The sequence below is a fragment of the Pseudoxanthomonas sp. z9 genome, from assembly GCF_006542425.1.
Taxonomy (GTDB): domain Bacteria; phylum Pseudomonadota; class Gammaproteobacteria; order Xanthomonadales; family Xanthomonadaceae; genus Pseudoxanthomonas_A.
The window spans coordinates 255,131-280,968 of record NZ_VFID01000014.1 but is presented as its reverse complement, the minus strand read 5'-3'; the positions used below and the strand labels follow the sequence as shown (position 1 = coordinate 280,968).

The following is a 25,838-nucleotide window of genomic DNA, read 5'->3' as shown; positions in this document are numbered from 1 at the left end:
GAATTCCCTGGAGTCCGCGCATGACCGTTCGAATCCTGCTGCTGTTCGCCTGCCTGTGGGCGACCTCCGCCAGCGCGTCCGAAACGGAGCGCTGGCGGGTGGTGATCGATCTGTGGGGCAATCCGGTCCACCAGACGCTGGAACTGAATCGGGACGGCGCGCGGCTCAGCGGCACGCTCGACGGCGATCCGCTGACCGGCCGCGCGGAAGGAGCGCAGTTGCGGGTGACCGCCACCGCCAATGACCGGCACTACCACCTGCACGGCACCCGTGACGCCGACGCACTGATGGGCACCGCCGATTTTCCGGATCCCAACCAACCCGAACGCCGGGCCGAACATGCCTTCACCGCGACCCGGCTGCCGTCGCGCCCGCCGGGCCCTCCCCGGCTGATCGACTTCGTTCCGCGTGACTACGCCAACCTGTTCAGCGCGGACCGCGCGCCCGTTCTCACGATCTGGCCCGGCGACACAGTGCGCACGCGCACCCTGGATTCCGGCGGCGTGGATGAGCACGGCGTCACCCGCGCGCTGTTCGGCAATCCGCAGGTCGGTCCCTTCTACGTCGATGGCGCCGAACCCGGCGATGTCCTCGCCGTCACCCTGCATCGGCTCCGCCCCAATCGCGATCATGCGGACAGCCTGGACGCACTGGTCGGACGCGCGCAGGGCCTGGGGCTGGCGACGCAGGCCGGCGCGCTCGGCAAGCCGGTGCGCTGGCGCCTGGATCGCGTGCGCGGCATCGCGCTGCCGCCACCTGGCAGCGGCCTGGATGGCCTGACGATTCCCCTGCGGCCGATGCTCGGCGGCATCGCGGTGGCGCCGGGCTTCGGTTTTCCGCCGATGTCGGCCGGCGACAGCGGCCGCTTTGGCGGCAACATGGACTTCAACCAGATCGTCGAGGGCACGACCGTCTACCTGCCGGTCGCGCAACCCGGCGCGCTGCTCTACCTGGGCGATGCGCACGCCGCGCAGGGCGATGGCGAGATCTCGCAGTACGGACTGGAAACCTCGATGGACGTGGAATTCAGCGTGGCCGTCATCAAGGAGCGGGCGCTGGCCACGCCACGGGTCGAGTCGGCCACCCGCCTGATGGCGATCGGCCAGGCCGGTTCGCTGGACGAAGCGGTGCGCGCCGCCACCCAGGGCCTGATCCAGTGGTTGCAGCAGGACTACCGGCTCAGCCTGTCCGAGGCGAGCCAGTTGCTGGGCGCGGCGGTCGAATACCGGATCATCACCCTGGCCGGCCGCAACGCGGGCGTGGCGGCGATGCTGGACAAGACCAGCCTCGCCACGCTGCGAGCCTCGCCAAAGCGCGAGTGAAGGACGGCGCGGTCGCCGCGTTCAATCGTCGCGCGCCAACCCCGCCAGGTTCTGTCGAATCCGTTCGATGCCGGCCCAGGGGTGTTGCTTGAGCCGGCGCAAGCGCGCCGGGACCGAATCGATATCGAAGGCGTTGCCGCCTTTCACCCGCCCCAGTTCCTCCCAGCGCAACGGCATCGCCACCGGCGCGCCGGGACGCGCACGCAGCGAAAACGAGGCCACGCTGGTGGCGCCGCGCCCGTTGCGCAGGTAATCGATGAAGATGCGCCCCTTGCGCAGCCGCTTGCTGGAGGTGGCGACATACTTCAGCGGTTCCATCCTCGCCATCGATTCGGCGAAGGCATGCGCGAACGGCTTGACCTGTTCCCAGTCGCAGGCCGGCTTCAGCGGCACCACCACATGCAGGCCCTTGCCGCCGGACGTGCGCACGAACGATTGCAGGCCCGCATCCTCCAGCAGGCCGCGCAGCCGTCGCGCGGCGGCCACGGTTTCAGACCACGGCACGCCGGCGCCGGGATCGAGGTCGAACACCACCCGGTCCGCGCGATCCGGATCGTCCGCGTGCGCGCCCCACGGATGGAACTCCAGCGTGTTGAACTGGACCAGTTCGCGCACCGCCCGCGCGTCGCGCACCACCAGGTAATCCTCTGTCTGGCCGCTCTCCTCCACCAGCGGCACGCTGTCCACGTAGTGCATGCCGGCGGCCAGATGCTTCTGGAAAAAGCATGGCCGCGTGGACCCCTGCGGGCAGCGGATGATCGACAGCGGGCGCCCGCTGATTTCCGGCAGCAGCCACGCCATCACCGTGTCTTAGTAGTCGGCCACGTCCTGCTTGGTCCTGCCACTGTCCGGATAGACCTCGCGGTCAGGATGGGTCAGTTCGATACGCTCGTCCGTGGCCGAGGCGCGTCCGGTACTTCGCTTGCCCGCCGTCTTGCCGTTCGCCTTGTCCGCCATGTCCGCCCTCCGGTCCGATGAGCGCAGATCCGCCGCGATCCTGCCCGGCCGCGGCATTTGGGTGACGGCCTTGTCGAGTGCCGTGCAGGGGTCCACGCGCTTGAACAACGGCCACCGCGGTCTGACCGAGACATGCCCGGTACGCACCGGGGTCGGTACGCGGACGCCCGAAGTGCCGCTGGCGCGGGTACTCCACCAGACTCATCGGTGAACCTGATCATCACACGGGGTCCACTATGGTCGGGATTCCGTCAACGGGATGTATGAAGATGACTCCACTGGACAAACCCCTGCGCCGTGAGTTGCTCCTCAACGATGTCACCTACACCCTGGTGATCGATCCGGTCGGACTGAAGCTGACCGAGAAGGGCCGCAGGCGCGGGGTCGAACTGCGCTGGACCGAACTGGTGTCCGGCGATGCCGGCCTTGCCGCCGCGTTGCAGGCATCGGTGGAAGACGAACGCGGCTGACCGCCGCGCGGCGCCCCGGGCGTGCCGCGCATCCGGAGCGATCAACGCTTGCGCGTGGCCGTCTTCTTCGTCGCGCGCTTGCTGGCGGCCTTGGTCGCCGTCTTGCGTGCGCGCTTGCGCGCGGGGGCCTTCTTCGCCGCCGATTTCTTCGCCGGCGTGCGTTTCTTGTCCGCCAGGCTTTTCTGCAGCAGGGCCATGAAGTCGACCACGTTGGTGGCGGCCTCTTCCTCGCGTTCCGGTTCCTCCACGCGCGCGGTCGCGCCCTTGGACTTGATCCGCTTGCGGATGATCGCCTGCAGGCGCGCGCGGAACTCGTCGTGGTAGTCGTCGGGTGACCAGTCGCCGGCCATCGATTCCACCAGTTGCCTGGCCATCTCCTCCTCCTTGGCCGAAATGCGATAGGACGAGGCGCTGCCGGTGGGCAGCTTGTATTCGTCCGGTTCCACCAGTTCCTGCGGATAGCGCAACAGCATCAGCACCAGCGCGTCGCCCAGCGGCATCACCGCGGACAGGTATTCGCGGGTGCGGATCACGACCCGGGCCACGCCGATCCGGCCGGTCGACTCCAACGTGCAGCGCAGCAGCACGTAGCCCTTCTCGGCCTTCTTGCCGGGCACCAGCACATAGGGTTTCTCGAAGTAGCGCGGATCGATCGCGTCGCGCTCGATGAAGGCCTCCACCTCCACCGTCTCGTGGCTCTCCGGCGCGGCGGCGCGGATGTCCTCTTCCTCCACCACCACGTAGTTGCCCTTGTCGTACTCGTAGGCCTTGACGATGTCCTTCCATGGCACTTCCTCGCCGGTCTCGGCATTGACCCGCTCGAACCGGATCGGCTTGCGATCGCGCGAATCCAGCATGCGGAAGTGCAGATCGACCTTGCGCTCGCCGGACATCAGCGAAACCGGAACGTTCAACAGGCCGAAGGAAAGCGTGCCTGTCCAGATGGGGCGTGCCATGACGCGTCCTCGCGGCGGGTATCCATTCCTTGTTAGTGCCTGCGCGATGATGGGCAAGTGAACGCAAGCCCGCGCTGGGGCAGTGCAAAAACGCGACGTCCGTCGAGACTTAATGTTTTCTCCATGCGGCGTTTACATTCGTGACGAGCGCGACGGCCATGATGGGCGCTCTCGTCAGAAAGGAGGACATGCATGGGCAGCATCCATCGGTATCCCCCGCGGCAGGCCGTCCCCGGCAAGTGCGAGGTGGTGGACGTGAAGGCCGAACTGGAAGAATGGCGCGAAGGGATTCCTTCATCCGGGTTCTATCAGCCGGGGACCTCGTTCAGCCGCTACGAACCCAGCCTCATGTTCGCGTACGACTGCTATCTGCAATACCACCAGGTCCCGCTGGCGGGCTTGCTGCATACGCTGGAACAGCGCTACGAGGAACGCTTCGATCATTTCGAGCGGCTCGACTGGCACCACATGGAAAACCTGCTGCGCGAAGTCTGGCAGCGCATGGGGGCCCCGCTAGGCGATGTCGGACAGGCCCGCGCGGCGGGCGGGCGTCCGCTTCCACTGCGCCAGCCCTACGGTTGACCCGCCTTACGGTTGATTAGACCCGCCGATGCCGCGGCGATCAGTCGCGGCGCGGCGCCGGCTTTCCCTTGCGGTGCGGTTTCGGCGGCGCGCCGTCGCGCGCCTTCTTCGCGAAACCGCCGCCCAGCTTACCCGGCGGGCGTCCTTCCGGACGCTGGCGACGCGGCGGCGCGTGGCCGCTGTCCTCGCCCATCCGATGGATGCGCAGTTGCTGGCCGGACACCCAGACCTTCTTCAGGTGCGAGAGGATCTCCGACGGCATGCCTTCGGGCAGATCCAGCACCGAGTGATCGTCGTGGATGTCGATGCGGCCGATGTAGCGCGCTTCCAGGCCGGCCTCGTTGGCGATCGCGCCGACGATGTTCGCCGGCTTGACGCCGTGCATGTGCCCCACCTCGATGCGGAAGGTCTCCATGCCGACCTCGGGTTCGGCGCGCGGCGGCTTGTCGAAGCGCGGGCGCTCGATGCGCGGCGGGGCCGCCTCGTCATGCGCGCGCTCGTACCCGCCTTCGTGGTGCTCGCGGCGGGCCGGACGCTCGCTGCGTTCACCCCGTTCCGGGCGCGGCTCGCGCACCGGCCGTTCCTCGCGCACCGGCCGATCACCACGCGCGCGCGCGTCGCGCCGCTGTTCCGGCGGCAGCAACAGCGGCGTGTCGCCCTGCAGCAGGCGCGCCAGCGCGGCGGCGATGTCCACCGCCGGTACGTTGTGCTCCTGCTCGTAGGCCTCGATCAGGCCACGGAACTCGCCCGCGTCGCCGGCGGCCAGGGTATCGGTGATGCGACCGAGGAATTTCTGTACCCGGCGATCGTTGACCGCCTCGACGCTGGGCAACTGCATTTCCTGGATCGGCTGGCGGGTGGCGCGCTCGATGGCGCGCAGCATGCCCTTCTCGCGCGGCGTGACGAACAGGATCGCGTCGCCACTGCGGCCGGCGCGGCCGGTGCGGCCGATGCGATGCACGTAGCTTTCGGTGTCGTACGGGATGTCGTAGTTCAGCACGTGGCTGATGCGCTCCACGTCCAGGCCGCGCGCGGCCACGTCGGTGGCCACCAGCACGTCCAGCTTGCCGTCCTTCAACTGCTGGATGGTCTTCTCGCGCTGGGCCTGCTGCATGTCGCCGTTGATGGCGGCGGCGGCCAAGCCGCGCGCCTGCAACTTGCCGGCCAGTTCCTCGGTCGCCGCCTTGGTGCGGGCGAAGATGATCATGCCGTCGAACGGCTCGGCTTCCAGGATGCGGGTCAGCGCATCGAGCTTGTGCAGGCCGCTGACGAACCAGTAGCGCTGGCGGATATTGGCCGAGGTGGTGGTCTTGGCCGCGATGGTGACCTCGACCGGGTCCTTGAGGTAGGTCTGGGCGATGCGCCGGATCGCCGGCGGCATGGTCGCCGAAAACAGCGCGACCTGGCGCGATTCAGGAGTCTTCTTCAGGACCGTCTCGACGTCGTCGATGAAGCCCATCCGCAGCATTTCGTCGGCTTCGTCCAGCACCAGCGTGGTCAGGCCGGACAGATCCAGCGAGCCGCGCTCCAGGTGATCGATCACCCGGCCCGGCGTGCCCACCACCACGTGCACGCCGCGCTTGAGCGCCTGCAACTGCGGGTAGTAGCTCTGGCCGCCATAGATCGGCAGGACGTGGAAACCGGGCATCTTCGCCGCGTAGCGCTGGAACGCCTCGGCGACCTGGATCGCCAGTTCGCGGGTCGGCGCCAGCACCAGCGCCTGCGGCTTGTCGGCTGCCAGGTTGATGGAGGACAGCAGCGGCAGCGCGAACGCCGCGGTCTTGCCGGTGCCGGTCTGGGCCTGGCCCAGCACGTCGCGGCCGGCCAGCACCGCCGGGATGGTGGCGGCCTGGATGGGGGACGGGGTTTCGTAGCCCACTTCGGTGACCGCGGCCATGACCGGCGCGGACAGGCCGAGATCGGCGAAAACGAGCGAAGACGGGGAAGGTTCGGGGGACATGGAGGACTCCGGGCGTCGCGGAGTGCGCACGCAAGCAGCATATTGTGCGCTTTCCGGGCCCCTCCTGTCCTGTCGGTCCGCGGGTTGTCCCGCCTCGCCGTTCAGGCAACCCCTTGATTTGGCGGGGCTTCCGGCCGATTTTGCCCCCTTGGGGCGGTCCCGCGTGATTTTTTCCCCGCCGCCGCGAATCACCCTTCCGACACGCACAATCGGCACGGGCGGGAAATGGAACACGTGGCAGTCATGGCGGAACACGCGCGGCAGGGGTTCGCGGAACAGCTGGAACGGCACCGGGGCATCGTCTTCAAGGTGGCCGGCACCTATTGCCGCAATCCAGACGACCGCGCCGAGCTGGCGCAGGAAATCGCCAGCCAGCTCTGGCAGGCCTATCCGCGTTTCGATCCCGCCCGCCAGTTCTCCACCTGGATGTACCGGATCGCCTTGAACGTCGCGATCTCGTTCGTGCGCGACAACAGCCGGCGCCACCGCCACGCGGTGCCGCTGGACGACCAACTGCACGACATCGCCGATCCGCACGCGGCGGACCCGCAGGCCGAGCAGCAGATCCGTGCCCTGCACCGCTTCATCCACATACAGGCGCCGCTCGATCGCGCGCTCCTGCTGCTGTACCTGGAAGACCGCGGCTACCGCGAGATGAGCGAGATCCTGGGCATCAGCGAAACCAATGTCGCGACCAAGATCAGCCGGCTCAAGCAACGCATTCGCAATGAACTCTGACCCCACATGGACACGCTCATGGAAACCGACGAACTGAAGGCCGCCTGGCAGGCGCTGGAGCGCCGCATGACCCTGCAGGATCAACTCAGCCTGCACCTGTTCCGCGAAGGACGGCTGGAAAAGGCACGCAGCAGCCTGCGTCCGTTGTTCTGGGGACAGATCATCCAGATCGTGTTCGGCGTGGCGATGATCGTGCTGGGCGTGGCCTGCTGGACCCCTCACCGCGACCTGCCGGTGCTGCTGGTGTCCGGCATCCTCGTGCACGCCTACGGGGTCGCGACCACCGCGATGGCCGGGCTGACGCTCGGCCTGCTCGGCCTGCTCGACTATTCCGCGCCGGTGCTGACCATCCAGCGCCACCTGGCCCGGCTGCGGCGCTTCTACATCTGCAACGGCATGATCGCCGGCCTGTCATGGTGGCTGCTGTGGCTGCCCTTCGTCATCGCCCTGGGCGCCGTGGTCGGCGGCAACCTGACCCCGGCCGCGCCCGGCATGCTGGTGGTGTGCCTGGCGATCGGCATCCCCGGCCTGATCGCCTCCGCCTGGATCCATCGCTGGCGCCGCCGGCGCGCCGGGTCGGATGCCTGCTTCGAGGACGCACTGGGCGGCGGCAGCATCCAACGCAGCCAGCGGGTGCTGGACGAGCTGGCCCGCTTCGAACGCGAGTAAGGCGGAGCGGCCGGGATTGCGACTAAACTGCCGCGATGCAGATATTCGATTTCGAACTCGACGGCGAATACGTCGAACTCAACCAGTTGCTCAAGCTGATCGGCGTGGTCGACAGTGGCGGCGCCGGCAAGGCATTGGTCGCCAGCGGCGCGGTGCGGGTGGACGGCGCGGTCGAACTGCGCAAGACCTGCAAGATCAGGGACGGACAGGTCGTCACCCTCGACGGCGTCGAGATCCACGTCCGCGCGAGCTGACCGGATGACGCGGCGAGCCAAACGACCGCCCCGGCCTGCTGCTCAGTCCCTTGGCGAATCCATCGCCGCGACCATCGCCCGGATCTTCACCGCTTTCTCGAAGTGATCCAGCCGATGGGTGCGTATCCACCACTCCGCGGCTTCCATGAGCCGCTCGGGATCATCGTTGCGATTGGCGAAGAAAGCGTAGAACGACAGACCCACCTCCGGCCCCTTCTGCGCGATCTTCCGATCGCACACTTCGATGATTTTCCGCCGAAGCTCAATCCTCACGCCGTTTCCCTGTCCTGAACACCGCGCCCCTACAGCACGCCGGAAGCGTCGCGGTCGAACTCGGCCATCGGGCTTTCCATCGGACAGGTGCCATCGGGGAAACCGAAGCTCTTGCGCAGTTCCAGGCCGCAGGTGTTGATGTCCTCCAGCGCGGTCTCGGTCTGCCCGCACTGGCGATCGAACGCCAGCATGAAATCATCCTTGCGGCGCACGAATTCCTCGCCGCACTTGCGGGTCAGCTGGATGCGATCCAGATCGTCCTGCGCCGCATTGGCGCCCTGCAGGCCGTACTCCTCCAGTTCGGTGGCGGTGAGCAGGCGCAGCTTGCGGTTGGGCACGGTCATCATCAGGTCGGCCACCGTCACCGCCGCGCCGTTGCGCTCCAGATAGTCCTTGAGCTGGCCATAGACCTGGCGCAATTCCTCCGCCAGTTCGGCACGCGAATTGGCGCCTGAATTGATCCGCATCATCCGGTGGATGCCGACCTTGCCGGCAATCACCCGGTTGTCGCCGGCGGCCAGTATCAGCAGGCAGGAGCTGTGGCAGATCGCGCCGTCGCGTACCCACAGCGTCCAGTGCGAGGCGCCGATGATGTCGCCGGCACGGATGCCATCCTCGACCCGACCACCGCTGGAATCGATGTCCAGCACGCGCTTCTCGATCGCCAGCCGGTTGGCGACGTTGGACATGCGCTCCATCAGCGCGGTGAATTCGGCGTTGATTTTTCCCGTGTAGCGCACCCGCATCACCCCGGCGGCCTGGCACGGCTTGACCGCATCGAGCAGGGTCTGGAAGTCGAGCTTGTCCAGGGCCACGCCGTCACCCTGCTCCGCGTAGTCGAGTTCGCAACTGACCCAGGTGACCCCGGCCGTCAGCGGCGCCTCGGGCCAGTCCGTCGTGCGTGCCAGATCGATCTTGCGCGGCGCCGGCTTGACCGGACCGGCGCTGATGGCGCCGTTGTCCTCGCTGCTGGCGGTGGTCTCGGTACGAGGTTTCTCCGGTGCTGGCGGCGCAGGCGACTCGGCCTGGCATCCGGCCAGCAGGACGGCGCACAGCACACACCAGGACAACAGGGACACGGAACGCATGGGCACGGATGGCGGCGGGGCGTGGGGAAGAGCCGCTAGTCTAGGGCCCGGGACGCGCCGGGGGCCGAATCGGCCGTGAATGCGACCTCGACCGGTTCAGGTCGCGGGCGCAGATCATGAGTTCAGGTCACGAGTCCCCACAGCATCTGCAGCAGTCCCCACAAGCCGATCGTCCATACCAGGCTACGCAGGTACGGAACGCCCAGCGCGTACAGCGGCACGTAGACCAGGCGCGACCAGAAATACAGTTGCGCGCCGATCGCGGTGGTTGCATCGCCGCGTCCGCCGGCGACCGCCGCCAGCGCCAGCGCGGCGAAGAATGGAAAGGTTTCCATCAGGTTGCGCCACGCCCGCTCCATACGCCCGGCCACGCCGGTCAACGGCGCCGCCGTGCCATCGCGTGCGCTCACGTTCCAGCCGACGCCGCGCTGCGCGGTGGCGAGCGCGGCCGCCAGCAGCAACTGGGCGATGCCCAGCGCCGTGGTCCACAACAGCATCCGCATTTCGATCGACATTCCGGTTTCTCCCGACAGACGTTGGGTTGCCGCGATCTCAGGCGAAGGTCACCGCGTGGACGGGAGGCAGCCGGGCCGGCAGCGCCTGCCAATGCTGGCCCTGATCGTCGCTGGTCCAGAAACCGCCGGTGGTGGAACCGAACGCCAGCCGATCACCGCTGGTGTCGACGGCCAGCCCGTGCCGGTAAACCAGATCGTAGGCCTGCTCCGCCGGCAGTCCGGTGCGCAAGGTCTGGAAGCTGCGCCCGCCGTCGCGGGTGCGGGCGACCACCAGTCGCGCGTCCACCGGATAGCGCTTCTCGTCCTTCACCGCCGGCACGAACCACGCGGTATCCGCGTCGCGCGGATGCACCGCCACCGCGAAGCCGAACACCGAGGGCGGCACGTCGGTGATCTCGTGCCAGTCGCCGCCATCGGCGGTGCTGCGGAACACGCCATTATGGTGCTGGGCCCAGAACACTTCCGGCGTGGCGCGCGCCTGCACCAGCCGATGCACGTCCTGGATGTTGGGATCGCCCTGCTGCCCTTCCGGCATGTAGCGCGCGATCATGCCCTGCGCCGTCTGGCGCCAGCTGTCGCCGCCGTCGTCGCTGCGCCATACGCCGCCGCTGGAGATCGCCACCCGCAGGCGGCGCGGATCGCGCGGATCCACGCAGATGGAATGGATGCCGGGATGATCGTATCCCCCGCCGAACCACTGCCCGCGCTCGGGGCGATCCCACAGGCCGCGCACGAGTTGCCAATTGCGTCCGTGATCGTCGGAGCGGAACAACCCACCGGGAATGGTGCCCGCCCACAACCGGCCTGGTTCGTCCGGTCCACCGGCCTCCAGCGACCAGATCAGGCGCAGTGTCGCCGGTTGCGCCGGCTTGCCGTCGCCCGGCACCACCTGGTCGCCTTCGCCATAGGCCGGCACGCCCACCTCTTCCCATTGCCGGCCCTGGTCGATGGAACGATGCAGCTTCGCGCCGAAGTGGCCGAGATCCAGCGCGGCGTACCAGCTGCCGTCGCGCGGATCGGCCAGCGCCAGCGCCACGTTGTCGCCGAGGAAGGCGGTATCGGCGATCCGCCAGCTGCCGTTGTCGCGCGCGAGCACGAACAATCCCTTGCGTGAAGACACCAGCAATCGATCCGACATGTCAGCCTCCCGACAGCGCCTGCATCACGTAGAGTTCGGCATCGTCGCCGACGGCCTGGCCGAGATCGCGCTTGTCGCGCAGGCACTGGCCATCGACGAACACCGCGACGTGGTGGCGCACCGCGCCGTGCTCGTCGAGCACGTAGCCACGCAGGGTGGGGTGCAGGTCGAACACGGCCTGCAGCAGTTCACCCACGCTGCCGCCGGCCAGCTGCATGCACAGCTCGCCGCCAGAATGTGCTGCGGTCTGCGGCAACCAGCGCGTCAGCGCCGGCGCCAGCACCACCCTGGCCATCGCGGGGTCCTTGCCACCCAGACAGCCACGGAGGATAGCGCCCCGCCCGCGGCGCGGCATGGCGCAGCGCCGCGAGAAGGCATCGCGTGAAAACGCCAGACGCCGGTTTCGCTGCATCGCAGCAGCGCTCCCGGTCGCTTCCACCCGTTTCTCGCTCCAGGAACGGAGCAACCCCACCCGGCGGCACACTGGCCGCTCAAGAAGCGGTCACGCGCGCCGATACCGGACACCAGACGTGCCCATTGAGGAGACCCCATGGGGCCCAGCCAATCGGCCTGCCATCGGGGAATCCGCCGGTCCGGGGTCGACAGCCACATTCCTCCGTTCCACACTGCGTCCGCGCGCACGCGCACGGCCCGGTGCGCGGGAGCGCGCACCTTTCCGATGGACAGGTGGATTCCGTGATCGACCCGTCACCCCATCCGTCGTCAGCGACGGCGGTGCATTCGCCTGCGGAGCATGCACGACCGGGCACGGGTGCCTGGCGTTGGGCGCTGGCCGTGCTGCTGGCCGGACTGGCCTTCACGTCCTGGCTGGCCCTGAGCGAGTGGCGCGATCTGAACGAGCGCACCGATGCGCAGCGTCGCGGCCTGGCCCAAGTCGCGGCGCGACAGCTGCGCGCGCCGCTGCAGACCGTGGCCTCGGAACTGCGCGCGATGCAGACCGTATTCCTCGCCAACGACCGGATGGACCAGACCCGTTTCACCCAGGTCACCGAAAACCTGCAGCGCCAGCGCATCGGCCCGGCGCGGGTGGCCACCGCGTTCGCGACCCGGACCGACGGCGGCGCGGGCGGGCCATCGGCCTACCGCTACCAGTTCATCACCCCGCTCCACGGCAACGAGGTGCTGCTGGGCCTGAACATCGCCAGCCAGCGCGAGAACCTGCTGGCGCTGGAGCGCGCGCGCGACAGCAACAGCGTGGTGCTGTCCGCCCCGTTCGTGCTGCGCCAGACCGTACCCGGCAGCCACCAGCGACTTGGCGTGACCGTGCGCCTGCCTGTGTATTCCGATGGTCCGGAACCGATCGGCGTGGCCGCGCGGCGCGCGCGCGCGATCGGCGCGCTCGCGGTCAGCCTGCGGCTGGATCCGCTGGTCAATGATGCGTTGCAGGGTCCGGTGCTGGACACCTTCCGGGTCAGCGTCCGCGACCTCGAAGCCACTGACCTCGGCCCGTTCTACGAATCCGGCACCCGCGCCGAGAAGGACGCCCGGCTATACCGGCAACTGCTGGAATTCGGCGGGCGACGCTGGGAATTGCGCATGTGGCCGCGCCCGATCGCGCTGGATAGCGAACGCCTGCGGGTCATCCTCACCGCAGGTCCGGTGATCAGCCTGCTGCTCGCGGCGCTGCTGTGGTCACTGGCCACCACCCGGCAGCGCGCGATCACGCTCGGCCACGAGATGAGCGCACTCTATCGCCAGAGCGAGGCGCAGTTCCGCGCGCTCAACGAACTGCTGCCTGCGCTGGTGCTGTTGTCCGATGGCGACGGACGCATCCTGTACGCCAACCAGGCCGCGCGGCAGCGGCTGGGCGACGTGGTATCGGCCGGCGTGCCGCTCACCGCGCTGTTCGCCGATCCGGCCTTCCGCGAACGGGTGCGCCAGCCGGCCCGCACCGGCGACTACTGGGGCAACGTGGAGGCACTGCTGATCGGCCTGGGCGGGGAATTCTGGGCCAATGCCTCGATTGCGCGGGTAGAGATGGAGGACGAACCCCGCCTGCTGGTGGTCGCCACCGACATCTCCGAGCAGCGCGAACTGACCGAACGGCTCAGCTACCAGGCCACCCACGATGCGCTGACCGAACTGTGCAACCGGCGCGAGTTCGAACGGCGGATCGAACAGGCGCTGGCCGATCGCCGTCGCGGCGGCCGCTCCTGTGCGCTGCTGTATATCGACCTGGATCAATTCAAGCTGATCAACGACGTGTCCGGCCATACCGCCGGTGATCAGCTGCTGGCGCAACTGGCGCTGGCGATGCGGATGCAGCTGCGCGGCGACGATCTGCTGGCGCGGCTGGGCGGCGACGAGTTCGGCCTGCTCGCGTTCGACGTCGACACCGCCAGCGCGCGCACCCTGGCCGAACGGCTGCGCATCGGCATCGAATCGCAGATGTTCGTCTGGCAGGAACGCACCTACACGGTCAGCGCGAGCATCGGCGTGGTGGTGGTGGATCAGGACAATCCCACCCTGAAGGATCTGCTGTCGTGGGCCGACACCGCCTGCTACGTGGCCAAGGAGAACGGCCGCAACCGCATCCATGTCTACAGCGACGACGACGAGGCCACCCGCCGCTACGGCGAGATGGAATGGGCCAACCGCCTGCGCTGGGCGATGGAAGAACAGCGCCTGTTGCTGGACTACCAGGAAATCGTGCCGCTGGACGGCCGCCGCGAGGACGGTGCGCGGGTGGAACTGCTGCTGCGCCTGCGCGACGAGGACGGGCGGATCGTCCTGCCCGGCGCGTTCCTGCCGGCGGCAGAGCGCTACGGCCTGATGCCGATGGTGGATCGCTGGGTGATCCGCGCCGCGCTGACCCACTTCGGCCAGTTGCACGCCGACGGCCGGCCCTTGCAGCAGTGCGCGATCAACCTGTCCGGCGCCAGCATCGAGGACGATGACCTGGCCGACTTCATCCTGGCGCTGATCGCCGAGCACCGGGTGCCGCCGTCGCGGCTGTGCTTCGAGATCACCGAGACCGTGGCGGTGCGCAACCTGCTGAAGGTGGTGCAGGTGATCGAGCGGCTGCGCAAGGCCGGCTGCCGGATCGCGCTGGACGATTTCGGCGCCGGCATGTCTTCCTTCGGCTACCTCAAGAACCTGCCGGTGGACGTGATCAAGATCGACGGCAGTTTCATCCGGGATCTGGAAACCGACGCGATGAGCCGCACTATCGTCAGCGCCATCGCCCAGATCGGCCATCAGCGTGGGCTGAGCGTGGTCGCCGAATGGGTCGGCAATGCCGGAATGATCGCCACCCTGACCGGACTGGGCGTGGATTTCGGCCAGGGCATGGCGCTGCACCGACCCGAGCGGGTGCTGTTCCAGCGCCACCGCCACGCGGCGTGATTCCATCGTTCCGGCTCCGGTGGCGCTAGAATCGGCGCGTCGCTCTTCACGCGTCTTTTCACGAGCTGTCCGACATGTCCGACTCCTGCTGTGGCTGCGGCAAGACCATCGACGTCGCCGCGCTGGAAGCGCGCCAGCGGCGGGTGCTGTCGATCGTATTGGCGATCAATCTCGGCACTTTCCTGATGATGATCGCGGCGGCGCTGTACAGCCGCTCCACCTCGCTGCTGTCGGGCAGCCTGGACAACCTGGGCGACGCCGCCACCTATGCGCTCAGCCTGATGGTGGTCGGCGCCGGCGCGCGCGCCAAGGCGCGGGTCGCGCTGTTCAAGGGCCTGCTGATCCTCGCGGCCGCGGTCGCGGTGGCCGCACAGATTGGCTGGCGGCTGGCACATCCGACGGTGCCGCTGTTCGAGACCATCGGCGTGGTCGGCCTGCTCAACCTGGGCGCCAACCTGATCTGCCTGCGCCTGCTGACGCCCTACCGTTCCGGCGACGTCAACCTCGCCTCGGCCTGGGAATGCTCGCGCAACGACGTCTACGAAGGACTGGCGGTGCTGGTCGCCGCCGCCGGCGTGTGGCTGTTCGGCGCGGGCTGGCCGGACCTGCTGGTGGGCGCGGCGCTGTTGCTGCTGTTCCTGCGATCGGCCTGGCGGGTACTGTCCGGCGCCTGGGCGGCCTGGCGCGAGACCGCGCCGGGGCATGCCTGAAACCCGGCGTCAGCGCTAGGGCGCCGCGGGCAACCGGCTGGCGTGGCTGGCCGCGAGCTTCCAACCATCCGGATACCGGATCCAGGTATCGGTGAAACGGAAGTCGGCGGTGAACGCCTGGCCCTGCGAGTCACCCTCGATATGGGTCACCCCGGTGACGATCGCCGCATCGCCATGCAGCCGGATCCGCTGATCCTGGTTGCGGAACACGCGATAGCGCGGCTCGCGGCTCGCCACTTCGGCGAGATTGGCGGCGAGGTCGGTGACCACGCCGCGCGAATCGACCAGAGTGAAGCCCGGATCCAGATGGCGCTCCAGGGTTTTCGTGTCGGCCTCCTCGAAGGCCCGGCACAACGCAGCCTCCACCGCCAGGATGTCGTGCCGATCCTCGGTCTCGCCGGCCTGCGCCCAGGAGGACGCCGCGAGCAGCGCCCACAGCACGTTCGCCCTTTTCCACATTGCCTGTCGCATCGCCCTGCCCCGATCCGGGATTGCGGGATGGTAGCGCGCCGCTACAGGCCGTGGCCGTCCTCGGCGCGCAGTACCGGCTCCGGCTTGACCCGCACCGCCCACAGCACACCGCCGATCAGCAGGCCGATGCCGATCAGGGTCAGCGGGCGTGGCATCTGCCCGCGCAGCATGAACGCATAGGCCAGCGCCGCCAGGGTCTCGAACACGATCAGCTGCCCGACCAGCGCGGTCGGCAGGCGCTGGCTGGCCTGGTTCCAGCACAGCGTGCCCAGCCAGGAGGCGAACAGGCCGATCGCCACCATCAGCGCGACGAAGAACTCAGGACGCGGTCCCAGCGGCATCGGGAAATCCGCGCCACGCCCGCGCATGTAGATCCACAGCAGCGCGTAGCCCAGCAGCGCCAGCGGCAGGATCGCCACGCCCTGCGCGGTCGCCCACGCGCGCGGACTGCGATCCGGATGCGCGCGCAGCCAGTCGGCATTGCGCAGCGGATACCAGGTCCAGCAGGCCACCGCGATCAGCGCCAGCAGCGCGCCGCTGGCATAACGCCAGGGGTTGGCCTGCGGATCGTCTCGCAGTGCCTGCAGTTCCACCTGGTTGACGCAGGCGATGCCCAGCACGATCAGCACCAGCGAAGGCGCCAGCCGGCCCCAGGGCAGGCGCCCGTCGCGATGGCCGTTGCGCAGGTTGGCGCTGATCGCAATCACCACCGGCAGGGTGCCGATGATCATGGTCGGCACCGGCGCGCCGGCGCGCTGGATGGCGCTGGCCAGGCACAGGTAGTACAGCAGGTTGCCGATGGCCGCGAGTTTCAGCGCCTCGCGCCAATCGGCGGCGCGCAGCCGGCGCAGTTCGGCGCGATCGAAGGCGGCCAGCGGCAGCGCGATCAGGCCGAATGCCAGGTAGCGTCCCACCGATTGCAACGCGGCGGGATACTCCGGCAGCAACAGCGGCCCCACGAACACCAGGCCCCACATCAACCCGGCCGCCAGCGCGTACAGCGTTCCCACCCACATCGTCGTGTTCGTCCGTCCGGAAAACCCCGACTCTAGGCGGCGTTCCCGGTCCCGTCTTGCACCAGATTGCGCCGGCTCAGCCGCGCACCTGGCGCTGGTAGCGCGCCGGGGTGACCCCGTAACGTCGCGCGAACGCACGGGTCAGGTGGGCCTGGTCGGCCATGCCGGTGGCGGCGGCCACGGCGGCCGGCGACTCGCCCGCGCCCAGGCGCCGCTTGGCCTCGTGCACGCGCAGGGCCATCAGCATCTGCTGCGGGGTGACGTGGTACTGGTCGCGGAACCGGCGCAGGAAATGGAACGGGCTGAGCCCGGCAACGGCCGCGAGCGATTCCAGGCTGACCCGCTGGTCCAGGTGCGCGTGCAGGTAGTCGATGACGCCGCCGAAGCGCTTCGCGCGTTCCGCGCCCTCGGGCCGGCCGACGCGGGCGTGATCGCGCAGGGTCTCCAGAAGTTGCAGCAGCAGGCCATCGAAGGCCAGCGGCTCGGCGCGTGCGCGCCACAGCGCATCGAGCAGCGCGGTGACCCGCGACGCGCGCGTGGGGTCCGGGCGCACGGCATCGACGAACCACCAGCCGGATTCGCCGGTGACGTCCTCCAGCGCCGCGCGATCCAGATAGATCATCCGGTAGCGCCAGCCATCCTCGGTTTCCGCGCGCCCGGTATGCAGCGTCTCGGGGTTCATCAGCACCAGCGAACCGGCCGACGCCAGATGATCCGCACCGGCATAGCGGAAGCGTTCCGCCCCGGATTCGATGGCGCCCAGCCCGAACGCCTCATGGGTATGCGGATCGAAAGCGTGCCGGACGATATGCGCACGGTACAGCTCCACGCCCGGTCGGTGCGGCGGGTGCAGGAACTGCGCCGCGTCGCGGGGGGATTCGAATTGTTCCGGCACGCCTTGCATCGGCCCATCATGCCACCGGTCGGCCACCCTCGCCGCCTTTGGCCGCCGCCGCCCCCGTGCGGCGTTGGTGCGCATACAGGGGCCACGGAAAGGCCGCGGCCGACCCTGCCGGAGTCGGCACCGGGAGATTCGATGAAAACCTTCTACATCCGCTCGCTGCATTGGCTCGCGATGCTGGGTTTCCTGCTGCTCGGCGCTGCGGTGAGCGCCAGCCTCGGCGCCCTGCTGGGCTGAGCGCCCGCGATATTCCGGAGCGCCCGGGGGTCAGGCCGGATCATTGCCCTCGGGCGTGACCTCGGCGGCCCACGCCAGCGCCTGCTCCGCTTCGGCGGGCTCGAACGCGCGCACTTCCGTTGCCGGCAACAGGTGCCCGGCGAACTCGGAAATCCGGCCCAGCCATTGCTTGTCGGTCACCACCGCCGCCCTCGCGAAGCGCGAATACTCGCCCAGTTTCTGCACCGCGTAGCGCAGGTCCTTGGCCATCGCCTCGGCACTCAGGCCGGTCATGCCGGCGAGATCGGTGAAGATGCCGATGCGGCGGTACTCGTGCAGGCGCGCCTCGATCTCGGCGATGCACCGGTCGTAGTCCTCGCCGGTGAGCTGGCCGCTGAAGCGGAAGGCCGCCACGTGCGGCGGAGCGGGAATGCCTTCGATCATCCGTGGACTCCTGCGATGGGCTTCATCGCATGCTCGCCGCGGGCGCGTCGCGAAAACGTCAACGCCCGGCGAGGGCCTCAGTCGATCCGGTAAACCCGCGCCTTGGGCGTGTCTTCCTCGACCTGCAGGAACCAGCGTCCGGCCACGCCGGGCACCACCACGATTTCGGGCGATTGCAGCGGGCGCGACAGTTTCATCTTGCCCTTCAGCACCTTCCACTGCTGGCCGTTGTCCAGTTCGAACACGGTCCCCGGCTCCCAGCCGGCCACGGTGCCCTTGAGGCGCGCGTGGATGGGCTCGTCGTTGAGGCCAATCAGCGAACCTTCGTCGCGTGGCCGGCGCTCCGGCGCCTGCGTGCGGGCGATGACCTCGGCGCGCTCCTGCGCGCGCGCCTCGACCTGTTCGCCGAGCAGGCGGTTGAGCAGTTCCAGTTGCGCCGGGGTGAGCTGGTCCAGGCCGGTGGCGCGCATCTGCTCGGCGGTGAGCCGCTGCTCGATGTTGACGTGCGGGGCCAGCCCCTGTTGCGCGAACGCCGCCGGCATCCATGCCATCGCCAGTCCTGCCAGCAGCCAAGCCTTGATCTTCATGCGTCCACCCTTGCCCGGCGCGTCCGGCATGGGCGCGCTTTACGGTTTCGTGAAGATCCTGCTGCGATGAAATGACAGGAACATGACAGCGGCCGGGTCAGGCGTCGTGGGTGTCGCCGGACAGCGGCGTGGCCCGCATCGATGGACGCTGCGCGAAGGCGTCGAACCAGGTCGCCAGATGCGGCCGTCCCGGCCGGAACGGTGGCAGTTCGCGAAACGCCAGCCAGTCCAGGGCAGTGGCGACCGCGATGTGTCCCACATGCGGCGGCGCCTCGACGTCCAGCTCCTGTTCCAGCCAGTCGTAGCTGGCCAGCAGCTTGTCGATGTAGCCGTCGCGCAGCGGCGGGTAGCGCAGCGGTTCGGGACGGCGCACGGTCTCCCAGCGCACCGCGATGCCGGCCTCGCACAATCCCTGCGCCACCGCCTGCGCCCGCAGCGCATGCCAGCGCGCTTCGCCGTCGGCGGGAATCAGCCGCGCGCCGGTGTGCAGGGTGTCGAGGTAGGCGCAGATCACGTCCGAATCGAAGATCGCCGGCTGGCCGGGACGCAGCAGCACCGGCACCTTGCCCAGCGGATTCTGCCGGAACACCGCCTCGTTGCGCAGCACCGGGCTGGTCTCGTGGTGGATCACCTCCAGCCGATCGGCCAGGCCGGCCTCGTGGGCGAACACCAGCGCCTTGCGCGCATAGGGCGAATGGGTCTGGTAGAGCAGTTGCATGGATACCCCGCGTGCCGGAGAAAGGTGAATCCTCCGGATTGGGACGACGGGAGAACCTTTCAACCGTGGCGTTTCGATCGCCGCGTTCAGGCCCGCCGCAGCGACCAGAATCCGATGTCGCGCCGATGCCAGAAACCCAGCCGCTCATACAACTGCAGCGCGCGCGGATTCTCGTGGCTCACGTGCAGGAACGGCAGCGCGCCACGCGCCAGCGTGTCGTTGACGAGCATGGCGGTCAGCCGGCCGGCGTAGCCTCGCCCGTTGAAATCCGGATGGGTGCAGATCGCGCTCATCTCGCGGCATTCCCCCGTCCCCAGGCGCTCGCCGATCATCGCGGCCAGGCGTCCTTCCTGATAGATGCCGAAATAGCGGCCCATGTCCATGGTGCGTTCGCGGAAGTAATGCGGATACACGAGCGCGGTCAATGCCAGCACGTCGCCGCGATGCGCATCGCCCAATGGCAGGATCTCCGGCCCCTCCGCCACCGGCAGCGGCGTCGTGCGGATCATCTGCGCCAGTGGCCGGAACGCCTCCAGCCGCCAGCCCGGCGGTGCTTCCGGTACCACCCCGATCAGGTAGACGGATTCGCCGGGCGCGACCAGCACCTCCAGCTCCGCGCCAATGTCCCCGTCGGCGGCGCTTGCCACGCCCAGGAACGGTGCATATCCGGCGGGGTAGCGCGCCACCGCGCCCGCGCGCAGCGCGATACCGCTGTGCAGGCTTTGCAACGCGGACCAGAACGGATTGTCGAGCGCGGCCTGGACGCGCGGTTCGAGGACGTCGGTACTCATCATCATGCGGTCGGTGCATTCGCGGCGATGCGGCGGACGCATCCCCGGCGGCCGCCCATGTTAACCGCGTCGTCACATCAATACCCGGGTCCCTCCGGCATATCTCTGATGGCGCCGCATGGACCGCCGTCTTCGCGGCGCTTGCCTGAACAGGGCCCCGGCCATTGTCGAATTCCGGCTTGCCCGTTCGTCGACACCAAGAAGGCCCGTATCCCGGACCTTTCATTCCTCTCAAAGCACAGGAGCTCCACCATGTCGTACATCGACGGTTTCCTCATCGCCGTGCCCAACGCCAACAAGGAGAAGTTCATCGCCCACGCCGGCGAATTCGATCCGATTTTCATGGAGCTCGGCGCCATCCGCGTCATCGAATGCTGGGGCGACGATGTTCCCGACGGCCAGGTCACCGATTTCCGCCGCGCGGTGAAGGCCACCGACGAGGAGACCGTGGTGTTCTCCTGGGTCGAATGGCCGGACAAGGCGACCCGCGACATCGGCATGAAGAAGATGATGGAGGATCCGCGCATGGAGGCCGCCAATCCCATGCCCTTCGACGGCAAGCGGATGATCTTCGGCGGCTTCGTGCCCGTGGTGGATCTGAAAAAGTAATCCCCGAACAGACGTGGGGCGGCGTTTGCACCGCTGCTCCCGCGCGCGGTGTCTGCCGTGGCCGGGCAGCAACCCCGGCGCCGTCGTGCCCCAACCCATGCGTCCGCTCAGGGCACACCCAGCCGGGTGTGCCCGGTGGCGATGCGTCGCTCGATCACGACGGGAGTGACGCCCTTGCGCTGTCCTTGTTCCCAGATCAGGAAAAAAGGCGCGCCGCGGTTCTCAATTTCCAGTTCGGTGCGATTGGCGATGCTGCGCCAACGCAGATCGACGCGGCCATCTCCGACACGGACATTCTCGACCGTCACCTGGTCCCAGCCGGCCGGCGGCTGCGGTGCGAACCGCAATCGTTTTGCCGCCGCATCCACGTCCAGCCCGAGCATGCCGTGGACGGCCGCGGACAGGAACGCCGCCGAGGACCAGGTCTGCTCCGGCACCGATTCGCGCTGCGGCTCCGGACGATCGCCGCGCATGACCTCGTGCATGTGCCCCGGCGAATCCGCGTCGGCCCACGACACCAGGCTGCGCCACAGCGTCGCCGCCTGCTCCGGCCGGCCCGCGCGCCACAGGGTCTCGGCCGCCATCGCGGTGCCCAGCCCCCACACGCTGCCGCGCGAGTAGGCTTCCGGATCGTAGTCGGCGGCCGTCTCCGGCCGGCTGCGCAGCCCCCACGCGGTGAGGTAGGCCGGAAGGGAGAACTGGCCGAGCGTGGCCACGACTTCCGCATTCGTCGCCGCCCCGGAACGGATGACCGCCAGATCCGCCGGAGAGGTGCTTTCGCCCGCCTTGCCGGCATGGGTGAAGCCGCTGATCCAGCGCTGCCCGACCTCGTCGCGGTAACGCCTGCGCAACTGGATGCGCGCCTGCTCGGCGGCGCCGGTGGCCTCACGTGCCAGTGCTTCGTCGCCCTGCATCCGCGCCAGCATCGACATGGCCTGTGCGGTTTCGACCCAGGCCGCCGACAGGGTCAACTCGTCGGTCAGGCGATCCTGCTCGTTCGCACTCATCTTGTCGGCCGGCACGCGCGGCAGGCCGTCACCGGGATCGCGCGTGGACAGGCAATAGCGATAGGCCTTGAGCACGGCGGGCCAGTGCTCGCGCAGGAACGCCGTGTCGCCGCTGGCTCGGACATATTCGGCCAGCACGCCGATGAAATCGAACGCGATGTCGACATGCACGTACATGTACGGATAGTCGCCGGCCCAGTCCAGGAACCCCGCGCTCTGCGACATCTCGTGCCAGATCATGCCGTTGTCCGGATGCTGGTAGCGCAGGATGAACGCCAGTTCCTCCGCCGCACGCTCGAAGCGGCCTTCATGGATCAACGCGCGCGTGCCGACCAGGCCGTCACCGGCGAAGTACCACGCGTACTGAGGACGCCGCGCGCCATGCGATGGTCCATAACCGGCGACCAGGCCGCAGCCCAGCCGGGCGTTGCAGGTCCACGCCTGCTCCAGCGCGATCTGGGCCCAGTCCAGCGCGCGATTGGCATCGGCATCGGGCGTGGTGATGCGCAGCCGGTCGGAGGAGACGAAACGCGCTGCGTCTTCCGCCGACGCGGGCTGTTGCAATGCCACTGTGGTGGCATGCACATCCTCGTCCGACTCGCTCTGGCCGGCGAACACCAGTTCCGCACAACGTTTCGTGCCGCAGGCTTGCGGTTGCAGGCGCAGGAACAGGGGCAGGCCGAACTCGCTGCCACGCCGATCGTTGTTCGGCTCGCTGTGCTCCGTCGCCTGCGGCGAGGACACCAGTGCACGGAACTGCCTGCGGGGTTCGCTGATCAGGAATCCCTTCGCCCGCGCGTCCCAGGCCAGCTCCTGCCCGCCCACCGCCGCCGGCCACATCAGGTTGAGCGAGGGCCGGAAACGAATTTCCAGTCCGATGCCGTCGCCTTCCAGTTCGTAGCGCACGATGACACCGGGCAAACGGCCACGCGCCTCCACGCGTTCGCGCAGCGAAAAACCCGGCCCCGCGTAGTGCCGGGTCATCCCCAGCGGATCCACTTCCGCCGAGGCCAGATAGGCCAGCCCGTCGTGGGTCTTTCCGTCGATCACGAATCCGGGTCGATAGCCCGACGCGATCTGCAACGGAAACGTCCATAGTTCCAGCCCGTCCTCGGAATACCCGCCGGCGAAGGCGCGCAGTCCGTGCGCCGAGAGGTAGCGGTTCTCGCGTGGTTGCTCAATCGACCAGCGCGGCAATCCGGGTGGCGCCGATGGCGATTCCGCCGCGGGACTCGGCATCGACAGGAATGACAGCAACAGGCAGAGCAGACCCGGCCAATGGCGCATGGAAAACCTCGTGGGGGAGCGCGTCCTGCGGCGGATGTTCCTGGATCGCACCCTAAGCCATGACCCGACATGCGGCCAATTGCAGCGCAGCATCGTCTCCACTGAAACCATCCGGCCACCGTGGCAGACTCGCCGCATGATGCCGCGAATCCTCCTCCGCGCCCTGGTGCTGGCGATGTGCTGCATGGTTTCCGGGGCGGCCCTCGCCGCTGCCCCGCCCCCGCGCGTGCTGATCTTCAGCAAGACCGCCGGTTTCCGCCACGATTCCATTCCCGTGGCGGTAGCCGCGCTGCGCGACATCGTCCGCCGGCAGTCACTGGACGCGGACGCCAGCGAGGACGCATCGGTGTTCGCCCCCGAACGATTGCAGCGCTACCGTGCGGTGATCTTCGTCAACACCACCGGCGACATCCTGGATCCCGGGCAGCAGCGGGCGCTGGAAGGTTTCATCCGTGCTGGCGGCGGTTTCATGGGCGTGCACGCGGCGGCGGATACCGAGTACGACTGGCCTTGGTACGGCGAACTGGTCGGCGCGTGGTTCCTCGGCCATCCGCCCGGGCTGCAGACCACCCACGTGCGTTTCAGCCATGACGGCATCGCGGCGCGTGGACGCCAATGGCGGGTCACCGACGAAATCTACAACTACCGGCGCAACCCGCGCGGTTCGGTCGAAGTGATCGCGACGGTGGACGAGCACGATTACACCGGCGGCACCATGGGCGAGGATCATCCGATCGCCTGGTGCCGCGTTTTCGATGGCGGCCGCGCCTGGTACACGGGACTGGGCCATGACGCGGCGATGTATTCGGACGCGACCTTCCTGCGCCATCTCCGGCGCGGACTACGCTACGCGACCGGACGCGCGGATGCGTGCTGATCAGGCGGCCGGGCAGGCCTGGCGACGGCCGGTCTCGAACGCCTTGACCCCCGCATCGTCGACCGGCACCGGGCGCACGCCGTCGTCGAAAATCACCCGCCACTGACCGTCGCGGTCCTGCTGCCACACCGACCCGAAGCGTCCCAGCCGATGGCTGCCGTCCTTCGGATTGCGGTACAGCGCCGGACCGCTGGAGTAGGCCGTGCGGCCGTCGCCGCCGACCGACACCCGTTCCGGATACCAGCGCAGTTCCAGCGCCTTGCCTTCAATCAGCGGCATCCAGTCGGCCACGATCGCGTCGCGGCCCCGGGTGGGCTGGTGGCCCACGCCGAACACCGCGTCGGCGTGGAGGAAGCCGGCGAAGGCGGTGGCGTCGTGCCGTGCGAGGGCCTCTGCGAAGCCGAGTTCCCGCGCCCACACCGCGCAGCGTGCGTCGTCCTGCGTCGCTGGCGCCGGTGGGCCCTCCGCGGCCGCGACGCCCGTCGCCAGGCCCGCCAGCCCCAGCAGGGCCGAAAGTCGTAGACCGCCTGTCATGCGAAGTTCTCCGAAACCTGCCAAGCTTTGCGACATTCCATTCCCATCCGTCCTTCCATGCGCCTGCCATTCGTCAGGGCCGCGTGGCTGGCCGCCGCATTGCTGCTGTCGGCCGGCTGCGCGACCCGCGCTCCGCACTCCGCCTCCGCTCCTCCCGGGGAACCCGCCACCCTCCTGCTGATCTCGCTCGACGGCGTCCGCGCCGAATACCTGCAGCGCGGCATCACGCCCCATCTGGCACGCCTGGCCGAGGGCGGCGTGCGGGCCGAGTGGATGAATCCCTCCTATCCCTCGCTGACCTTCCCCAACCACTACACCCTGGTCACGGGCCTGCGCCCGGATCATCACGGCATCATCAGCAACACGATGTTCGACGAGCACCTGGGCAACTTTTCGCTGAGCGACCGCGAAGCGGTGGGCGACTCGCGCTGGTGGAGCGGTGAACCGATCTGGGTTGGCGCGGAGAAGGCCGGACTGCGTACCGCGACCATGTTCTGGCCGGGTTCCGAAGCCGCCGTGCAGGGCGTCCGCCCCACCCAGTGGTTCCCGTTCGACAAGGCCTTCGCCATCGATGATCGCGTGCGCCAGGTACACGCATGGCTGGATCTGCCGGCCGCCGAACGGCCGCGCCTGATCACGCTGTATTTCGAACACGTGGACACCGCCGGCCACGACAACGGCCCGGCTTCGCGAAATGTCGAGGACACCCTGAAGGCGATCGATGCCGCCATCGGCCAGCTCGTCGACGGCATCGATGCCCGCGGCGAACGCAATCGCGTGAACCTTATCGTGGTCTCCGATCACGGCATGACCGCGACTTCGCCCGAGCGCGTGATGGTCATCGAGGATCGGGTTTCCCCGGATGATGCGGATGCCATCACGGTCGGCCAGGTGGTCGGGTTCAACCCACGCCCCGGCCACGAGGCCGCCGCCGAGCGGCAGTTGCTCGGCCGCCGCGATCACGCAGAATGCTGGCGCAAGCAGGACATGCCCGCGCGCTGGCATTACGGCACCCATCCGCGCGTGCCCGCCATCGTCTGCCAGGCCGACGAAGGCTGGCTGCTGGTAAAACGCGAGGCGGTCGAACGATGGCGCCGCAACGGCTGGAAGGGTGGCGGCTCGCACGGTTACGACCCGGCGCTGCCGTCGATGCGCGCGATCTTCCTGGCGCGCGGACCGGCATTCCGGCAAGGCCTTGTCGTGCCAGGCTTCGACAATGTCGACGTCTATCCGCTGCTGGCCCGCCTGCTGGGCGTCACGCCCGCGCCCAACGACGGCAATCCGCGGACCCTGCTACCGATTCTGAGCACCGCAGAGGTCGCTTCGCCGCCGCTGCATTGATGTCCGAAAACGGTGAGTCGGTGGCCCTGGGCGGTGCTAGC

General features: G+C 68.5%; 26 protein-coding genes and 2 pseudogenes. 11 read left to right on the top strand and 17 right to left on the bottom strand.

Annotated features, from left to right (window positions below):
* The first annotated feature begins 20 nt into the window (after nucleotides 1–20).
* Nucleotides 21–1,322: an acetamidase/formamidase family protein gene (locus FG323_RS17455; RefSeq protein ID WP_141455980.1), complete on the top strand. Its 1,302-nt coding sequence runs from the start codon at nucleotides 21–23 to the stop codon at nucleotides 1,320–1,322.
* A gap of 21 nt (nucleotides 1,323–1,343) precedes the next feature.
* Here the strand turns inward: FG323_RS17455 and ligD are convergent.
* Nucleotides 1,344–2,201: pseudogene (gene ligD, locus FG323_RS17450) on the bottom strand (non-homologous end-joining DNA ligase); the annotation flags it as partial.
* Between the two features lie 347 nt (nucleotides 2,202–2,548).
* On the opposite strand from ligD, the gene FG323_RS17445 reads away from it, so the two are divergent.
* Nucleotides 2,549–2,749 carry a hypothetical protein gene (locus FG323_RS17445; RefSeq protein WP_141455979.1) on the top strand — a complete coding sequence of 67 codons (201 nt, stop codon included), beginning with the start codon at nucleotides 2,549–2,551 and terminating at the stop codon, nucleotides 2,747–2,749.
* A gap of 41 nt (nucleotides 2,750–2,790) precedes the next feature.
* Here FG323_RS17445 and FG323_RS17440 read toward each other — a convergent pair whose 3' ends face one another.
* Nucleotides 2,791–3,705: a Ku protein gene (locus FG323_RS17440; RefSeq protein ID WP_141455978.1), complete on the bottom strand. Its 915-nt coding sequence runs from the start codon at nucleotides 3,703–3,705 to the stop codon at nucleotides 2,791–2,793.
* A 192-nt stretch (nucleotides 3,706–3,897) separates the two neighbouring features.
* On the opposite strand from FG323_RS17440, the gene FG323_RS17435 reads away from it, so the two are divergent.
* A complete protein-coding gene (locus FG323_RS17435) occupies nucleotides 3,898–4,287 on the top strand; it encodes a hypothetical protein (RefSeq protein WP_141455977.1) in 390 nt (129 codons plus the stop codon).
* Nucleotides 4,288–4,456: 169 nt separating this feature from the next.
* On the opposite strand, the pseudogene FG323_RS17430 reads toward FG323_RS17435, so the two are convergent.
* A pseudogene (locus tag FG323_RS17430) lies at nucleotides 4,457–6,247 on the bottom strand (DEAD/DEAH box helicase); the annotation flags it as partial.
* Between the two features lie 243 nt (nucleotides 6,248–6,490).
* On the opposite strand from FG323_RS17430, the gene FG323_RS17425 reads away from it, so the two are divergent.
* Genes FG323_RS17425 through FG323_RS17415 form a run of 3 tightly spaced genes read left to right on the top strand, consistent with a single transcriptional unit; the run spans nucleotide 6,491 to nucleotide 7,908 of the window.
* Complete coding sequence (locus FG323_RS17425; RefSeq protein WP_255470226.1) at nucleotides 6,491–6,985, top strand: sigma-70 family RNA polymerase sigma factor; 495 nt, start codon at nucleotides 6,491–6,493, stop codon at nucleotides 6,983–6,985.
* Nucleotides 6,986–6,991: 6 nt separating this feature from the next.
* Nucleotides 6,992–7,654: a serine/threonine protein kinase gene (locus FG323_RS17420; RefSeq protein WP_141455974.1), complete on the top strand. Its 663-nt coding sequence runs from the start codon at nucleotides 6,992–6,994 to the stop codon at nucleotides 7,652–7,654.
* A gap of 35 nt (nucleotides 7,655–7,689) precedes the next feature.
* Nucleotides 7,690–7,908, top strand: coding sequence for an RNA-binding S4 domain-containing protein (locus FG323_RS17415; RefSeq protein ID WP_141455973.1), 219 nt, complete (start codon nucleotides 7,690–7,692; stop codon nucleotides 7,906–7,908).
* A gap of 42 nt (nucleotides 7,909–7,950) precedes the next feature.
* Here FG323_RS17415 and FG323_RS17410 read toward each other — a convergent pair whose 3' ends face one another.
* The 5 genes from FG323_RS17410 to FG323_RS17390 form a co-directional block, all read right to left on the bottom strand.
* Nucleotides 7,951–8,181 (bottom strand): DUF6500 family protein, encoded by a 231-nt coding sequence (locus tag FG323_RS17410; protein ID WP_141455972.1) that lies wholly within the window; start codon nucleotides 8,179–8,181, stop codon nucleotides 7,951–7,953.
* 29 nt (nucleotides 8,182–8,210) lie between these two features.
* On the bottom strand, nucleotides 8,211–9,269 hold the full coding sequence (locus tag FG323_RS17405) for a hypothetical protein (protein ID WP_141455971.1): 1,059 nt from the start codon (nucleotides 9,267–9,269) through the stop codon (nucleotides 8,211–8,213).
* A gap of 122 nt (nucleotides 9,270–9,391) precedes the next feature.
* Nucleotides 9,392–9,784: an MAPEG family protein gene (locus FG323_RS17400; protein ID WP_141455970.1), complete on the bottom strand. Its 393-nt coding sequence runs from the start codon at nucleotides 9,782–9,784 to the stop codon at nucleotides 9,392–9,394.
* 37 nt (nucleotides 9,785–9,821) lie between these two features.
* On the bottom strand, nucleotides 9,822–10,922 hold the full coding sequence (locus FG323_RS17395) for a glycoside hydrolase (protein WP_141455969.1): 1,101 nt from the start codon (nucleotides 10,920–10,922) through the stop codon (nucleotides 9,822–9,824).
* Between the two features lies 1 nt (nucleotide 10,923).
* The gene (locus FG323_RS17390; protein WP_141455968.1) at nucleotides 10,924–11,217 is read right to left on the bottom strand and encodes a MoaD/ThiS family protein; all 294 of its coding nucleotides are present in this window, start codon (nucleotides 11,215–11,217) and stop codon (nucleotides 10,924–10,926) included.
* 392 nt (nucleotides 11,218–11,609) lie between these two features.
* On the opposite strand from FG323_RS17390, the gene FG323_RS17385 reads away from it, so the two are divergent.
* Both FG323_RS17385 and FG323_RS17380 read left to right on the top strand, forming a co-directional pair.
* Nucleotides 11,610–14,288, top strand: coding sequence for an EAL domain-containing protein (locus FG323_RS17385; RefSeq protein WP_255470224.1), 2,679 nt, complete (start codon nucleotides 11,610–11,612; stop codon nucleotides 14,286–14,288).
* 74 nt (nucleotides 14,289–14,362) lie between these two features.
* Entirely contained in the window at nucleotides 14,363–14,998 is a 636-nt protein-coding gene (locus FG323_RS17380; RefSeq protein ID WP_141455967.1) for a cation transporter, read from the top strand.
* A gap of 15 nt (nucleotides 14,999–15,013) precedes the next feature.
* Here FG323_RS17380 and FG323_RS17375 read toward each other — a convergent pair whose 3' ends face one another.
* The 7 genes from FG323_RS17375 to FG323_RS17345 form a co-directional block, all read right to left on the bottom strand.
* Nucleotides 15,014–15,457, bottom strand: a complete 444-nt coding sequence (locus FG323_RS17375; RefSeq protein WP_141455966.1) for a nuclear transport factor 2 family protein — start codon at nucleotides 15,455–15,457, stop codon at nucleotides 15,014–15,016.
* Between the two features lie 53 nt (nucleotides 15,458–15,510).
* Entirely contained in the window at nucleotides 15,511–16,485 is a 975-nt protein-coding gene (locus FG323_RS17370; RefSeq protein ID WP_141455965.1) for a DMT family transporter, read from the bottom strand.
* 76 nt (nucleotides 16,486–16,561) lie between these two features.
* Nucleotides 16,562–17,389: an AraC family transcriptional regulator gene (locus tag FG323_RS17365; protein ID WP_141455964.1), complete on the bottom strand. Its 828-nt coding sequence runs from the start codon at nucleotides 17,387–17,389 to the stop codon at nucleotides 16,562–16,564.
* Between the two features lie 264 nt (nucleotides 17,390–17,653).
* Nucleotides 17,654–18,046, bottom strand: a complete 393-nt coding sequence (locus FG323_RS17360) for an STAS/SEC14 domain-containing protein (protein ID WP_141455963.1) — start codon at nucleotides 18,044–18,046, stop codon at nucleotides 17,654–17,656.
* Between the two features lie 77 nt (nucleotides 18,047–18,123).
* A complete protein-coding gene (locus FG323_RS17355) occupies nucleotides 18,124–18,633 on the bottom strand; it encodes a hypothetical protein (RefSeq protein ID WP_255470223.1) in 510 nt (169 codons plus the stop codon).
* A gap of 97 nt (nucleotides 18,634–18,730) precedes the next feature.
* Nucleotides 18,731–19,351, bottom strand: coding sequence for a glutathione S-transferase (locus FG323_RS17350; RefSeq protein ID WP_141455962.1), 621 nt, complete (start codon nucleotides 19,349–19,351; stop codon nucleotides 18,731–18,733).
* A gap of 86 nt (nucleotides 19,352–19,437) precedes the next feature.
* Nucleotides 19,438–20,142 carry a GNAT family N-acetyltransferase gene (locus FG323_RS17345; protein WP_141455961.1) on the bottom strand — a complete coding sequence of 235 codons (705 nt, stop codon included), beginning with the start codon at nucleotides 20,140–20,142 and terminating at the stop codon, nucleotides 19,438–19,440.
* Nucleotides 20,143–20,394: 252 nt separating this feature from the next.
* Between FG323_RS17345 and FG323_RS17340 the strand changes: the two genes are divergently transcribed.
* Entirely contained in the window at nucleotides 20,395–20,751 is a 357-nt protein-coding gene (locus FG323_RS17340) for a DUF1428 domain-containing protein (protein ID WP_141455960.1), read from the top strand.
* Between the two features lie 107 nt (nucleotides 20,752–20,858).
* Here the strand turns inward: FG323_RS17340 and FG323_RS17335 are convergent, their stop codons facing one another.
* Nucleotides 20,859–23,045, bottom strand: a complete 2,187-nt coding sequence (locus tag FG323_RS17335) for a hypothetical protein (RefSeq protein ID WP_141455959.1) — start codon at nucleotides 23,043–23,045, stop codon at nucleotides 20,859–20,861.
* 139 nt (nucleotides 23,046–23,184) lie between these two features.
* Between FG323_RS17335 and FG323_RS17330 the strand changes: the two genes are divergently transcribed.
* Complete coding sequence (locus FG323_RS17330; RefSeq protein ID WP_141455958.1) at nucleotides 23,185–23,922, top strand: ThuA domain-containing protein; 738 nt, start codon at nucleotides 23,185–23,187, stop codon at nucleotides 23,920–23,922.
* Here FG323_RS17330 and FG323_RS17325 read toward each other — a convergent pair whose 3' ends face one another.
* Nucleotides 23,923–24,456 carry a nuclear transport factor 2 family protein gene (locus FG323_RS17325; RefSeq protein WP_181444276.1) on the bottom strand — a complete coding sequence of 178 codons (534 nt, stop codon included), beginning with the start codon at nucleotides 24,454–24,456 and terminating at the stop codon, nucleotides 23,923–23,925.
* Nucleotides 24,457–24,513: 57 nt separating this feature from the next.
* Here FG323_RS17325 and FG323_RS17320 point away from each other — a divergent pair, with 57 nt between their 5' ends.
* Nucleotides 24,514–25,797 (top strand): ectonucleotide pyrophosphatase/phosphodiesterase, encoded by a 1,284-nt coding sequence (locus FG323_RS17320; RefSeq protein WP_141455956.1) that lies wholly within the window; start codon nucleotides 24,514–24,516, stop codon nucleotides 25,795–25,797.
* The last annotated feature ends 41 nt before the right edge of the window (nucleotides 25,798–25,838 follow it).

Coding starts and splice junctions, on each gene's coding strand:
- FG323_RS17365 (WP_141455964.1), bottom strand. CDS start 17,389: ATGCAAGGCGTGCCGGAACAATTCGAATCCCCCCGCGACGCGGCGCAG.
- FG323_RS17350 (WP_141455962.1), bottom strand. CDS start 19,351: ATGCAACTGCTCTACCAGACCCATTCGCCCTATGCGCGCAAGGCGCTG.
- FG323_RS17375 (WP_141455966.1), bottom strand. CDS start 15,457: ATGTGGAAAAGGGCGAACGTGCTGTGGGCGCTGCTCGCGGCGTCCTCC.
- FG323_RS17440 (WP_141455978.1), bottom strand. CDS start 3,705: ATGGCACGCCCCATCTGGACAGGCACGCTTTCCTTCGGCCTGTTGAAC.
- FG323_RS17380 (WP_141455967.1), top strand. CDS start 14,363: ATGTCCGACTCCTGCTGTGGCTGCGGCAAGACCATCGACGTCGCCGCG.
- FG323_RS17390 (WP_141455968.1), bottom strand. CDS start 11,217: ATGGCCAGGGTGGTGCTGGCGCCGGCGCTGACGCGCTGGTTGCCGCAG.
- FG323_RS17395 (WP_141455969.1), bottom strand. CDS start 10,922: ATGTCGGATCGATTGCTGGTGTCTTCACGCAAGGGATTGTTCGTGCTC.
- FG323_RS17335 (WP_141455959.1), bottom strand. CDS start 23,045: ATGCGCCATTGGCCGGGTCTGCTCTGCCTGTTGCTGTCATTCCTGTCG.
- FG323_RS17415 (WP_141455973.1), top strand. CDS start 7,690: ATGCAGATATTCGATTTCGAACTCGACGGCGAATACGTCGAACTCAAC.
- FG323_RS17320 (WP_141455956.1), top strand. CDS start 24,514: ATGCGCCTGCCATTCGTCAGGGCCGCGTGGCTGGCCGCCGCATTGCTG.
- FG323_RS17340 (WP_141455960.1), top strand. CDS start 20,395: ATGTCGTACATCGACGGTTTCCTCATCGCCGTGCCCAACGCCAACAAG.
- FG323_RS17455 (WP_141455980.1), top strand. CDS start 21: ATGACCGTTCGAATCCTGCTGCTGTTCGCCTGCCTGTGGGCGACCTCC.
- FG323_RS17420 (WP_141455974.1), top strand. CDS start 6,992: ATGGACACGCTCATGGAAACCGACGAACTGAAGGCCGCCTGGCAGGCG.
- FG323_RS17330 (WP_141455958.1), top strand. CDS start 23,185: ATGCCGCGAATCCTCCTCCGCGCCCTGGTGCTGGCGATGTGCTGCATG.
- FG323_RS17425 (WP_255470226.1), top strand. CDS start 6,491: ATGGCGGAACACGCGCGGCAGGGGTTCGCGGAACAGCTGGAACGGCAC.
- FG323_RS17355 (WP_255470223.1), bottom strand. CDS start 18,633: ATGAAGATCAAGGCTTGGCTGCTGGCAGGACTGGCGATGGCATGGATG.
- FG323_RS17445 (WP_141455979.1), top strand. CDS start 2,549: ATGACTCCACTGGACAAACCCCTGCGCCGTGAGTTGCTCCTCAACGAT.
- FG323_RS17325 (WP_181444276.1), bottom strand. CDS start 24,456: ATGACAGGCGGTCTACGACTTTCGGCCCTGCTGGGGCTGGCGGGCCTG.
- FG323_RS17360 (WP_141455963.1), bottom strand. CDS start 18,046: ATGATCGAAGGCATTCCCGCTCCGCCGCACGTGGCGGCCTTCCGCTTC.
- FG323_RS17435 (WP_141455977.1), top strand. CDS start 3,898: ATGGGCAGCATCCATCGGTATCCCCCGCGGCAGGCCGTCCCCGGCAAG.
- FG323_RS17370 (WP_141455965.1), bottom strand. CDS start 16,485: ATGTGGGTGGGAACGCTGTACGCGCTGGCGGCCGGGTTGATGTGGGGC.
- FG323_RS17405 (WP_141455971.1), bottom strand. CDS start 9,269: ATGCGTTCCGTGTCCCTGTTGTCCTGGTGTGTGCTGTGCGCCGTCCTG.
- FG323_RS17400 (WP_141455970.1), bottom strand. CDS start 9,784: ATGTCGATCGAAATGCGGATGCTGTTGTGGACCACGGCGCTGGGCATC.
- FG323_RS17345 (WP_141455961.1), bottom strand. CDS start 20,142: ATGAGTACCGACGTCCTCGAACCGCGCGTCCAGGCCGCGCTCGACAAT.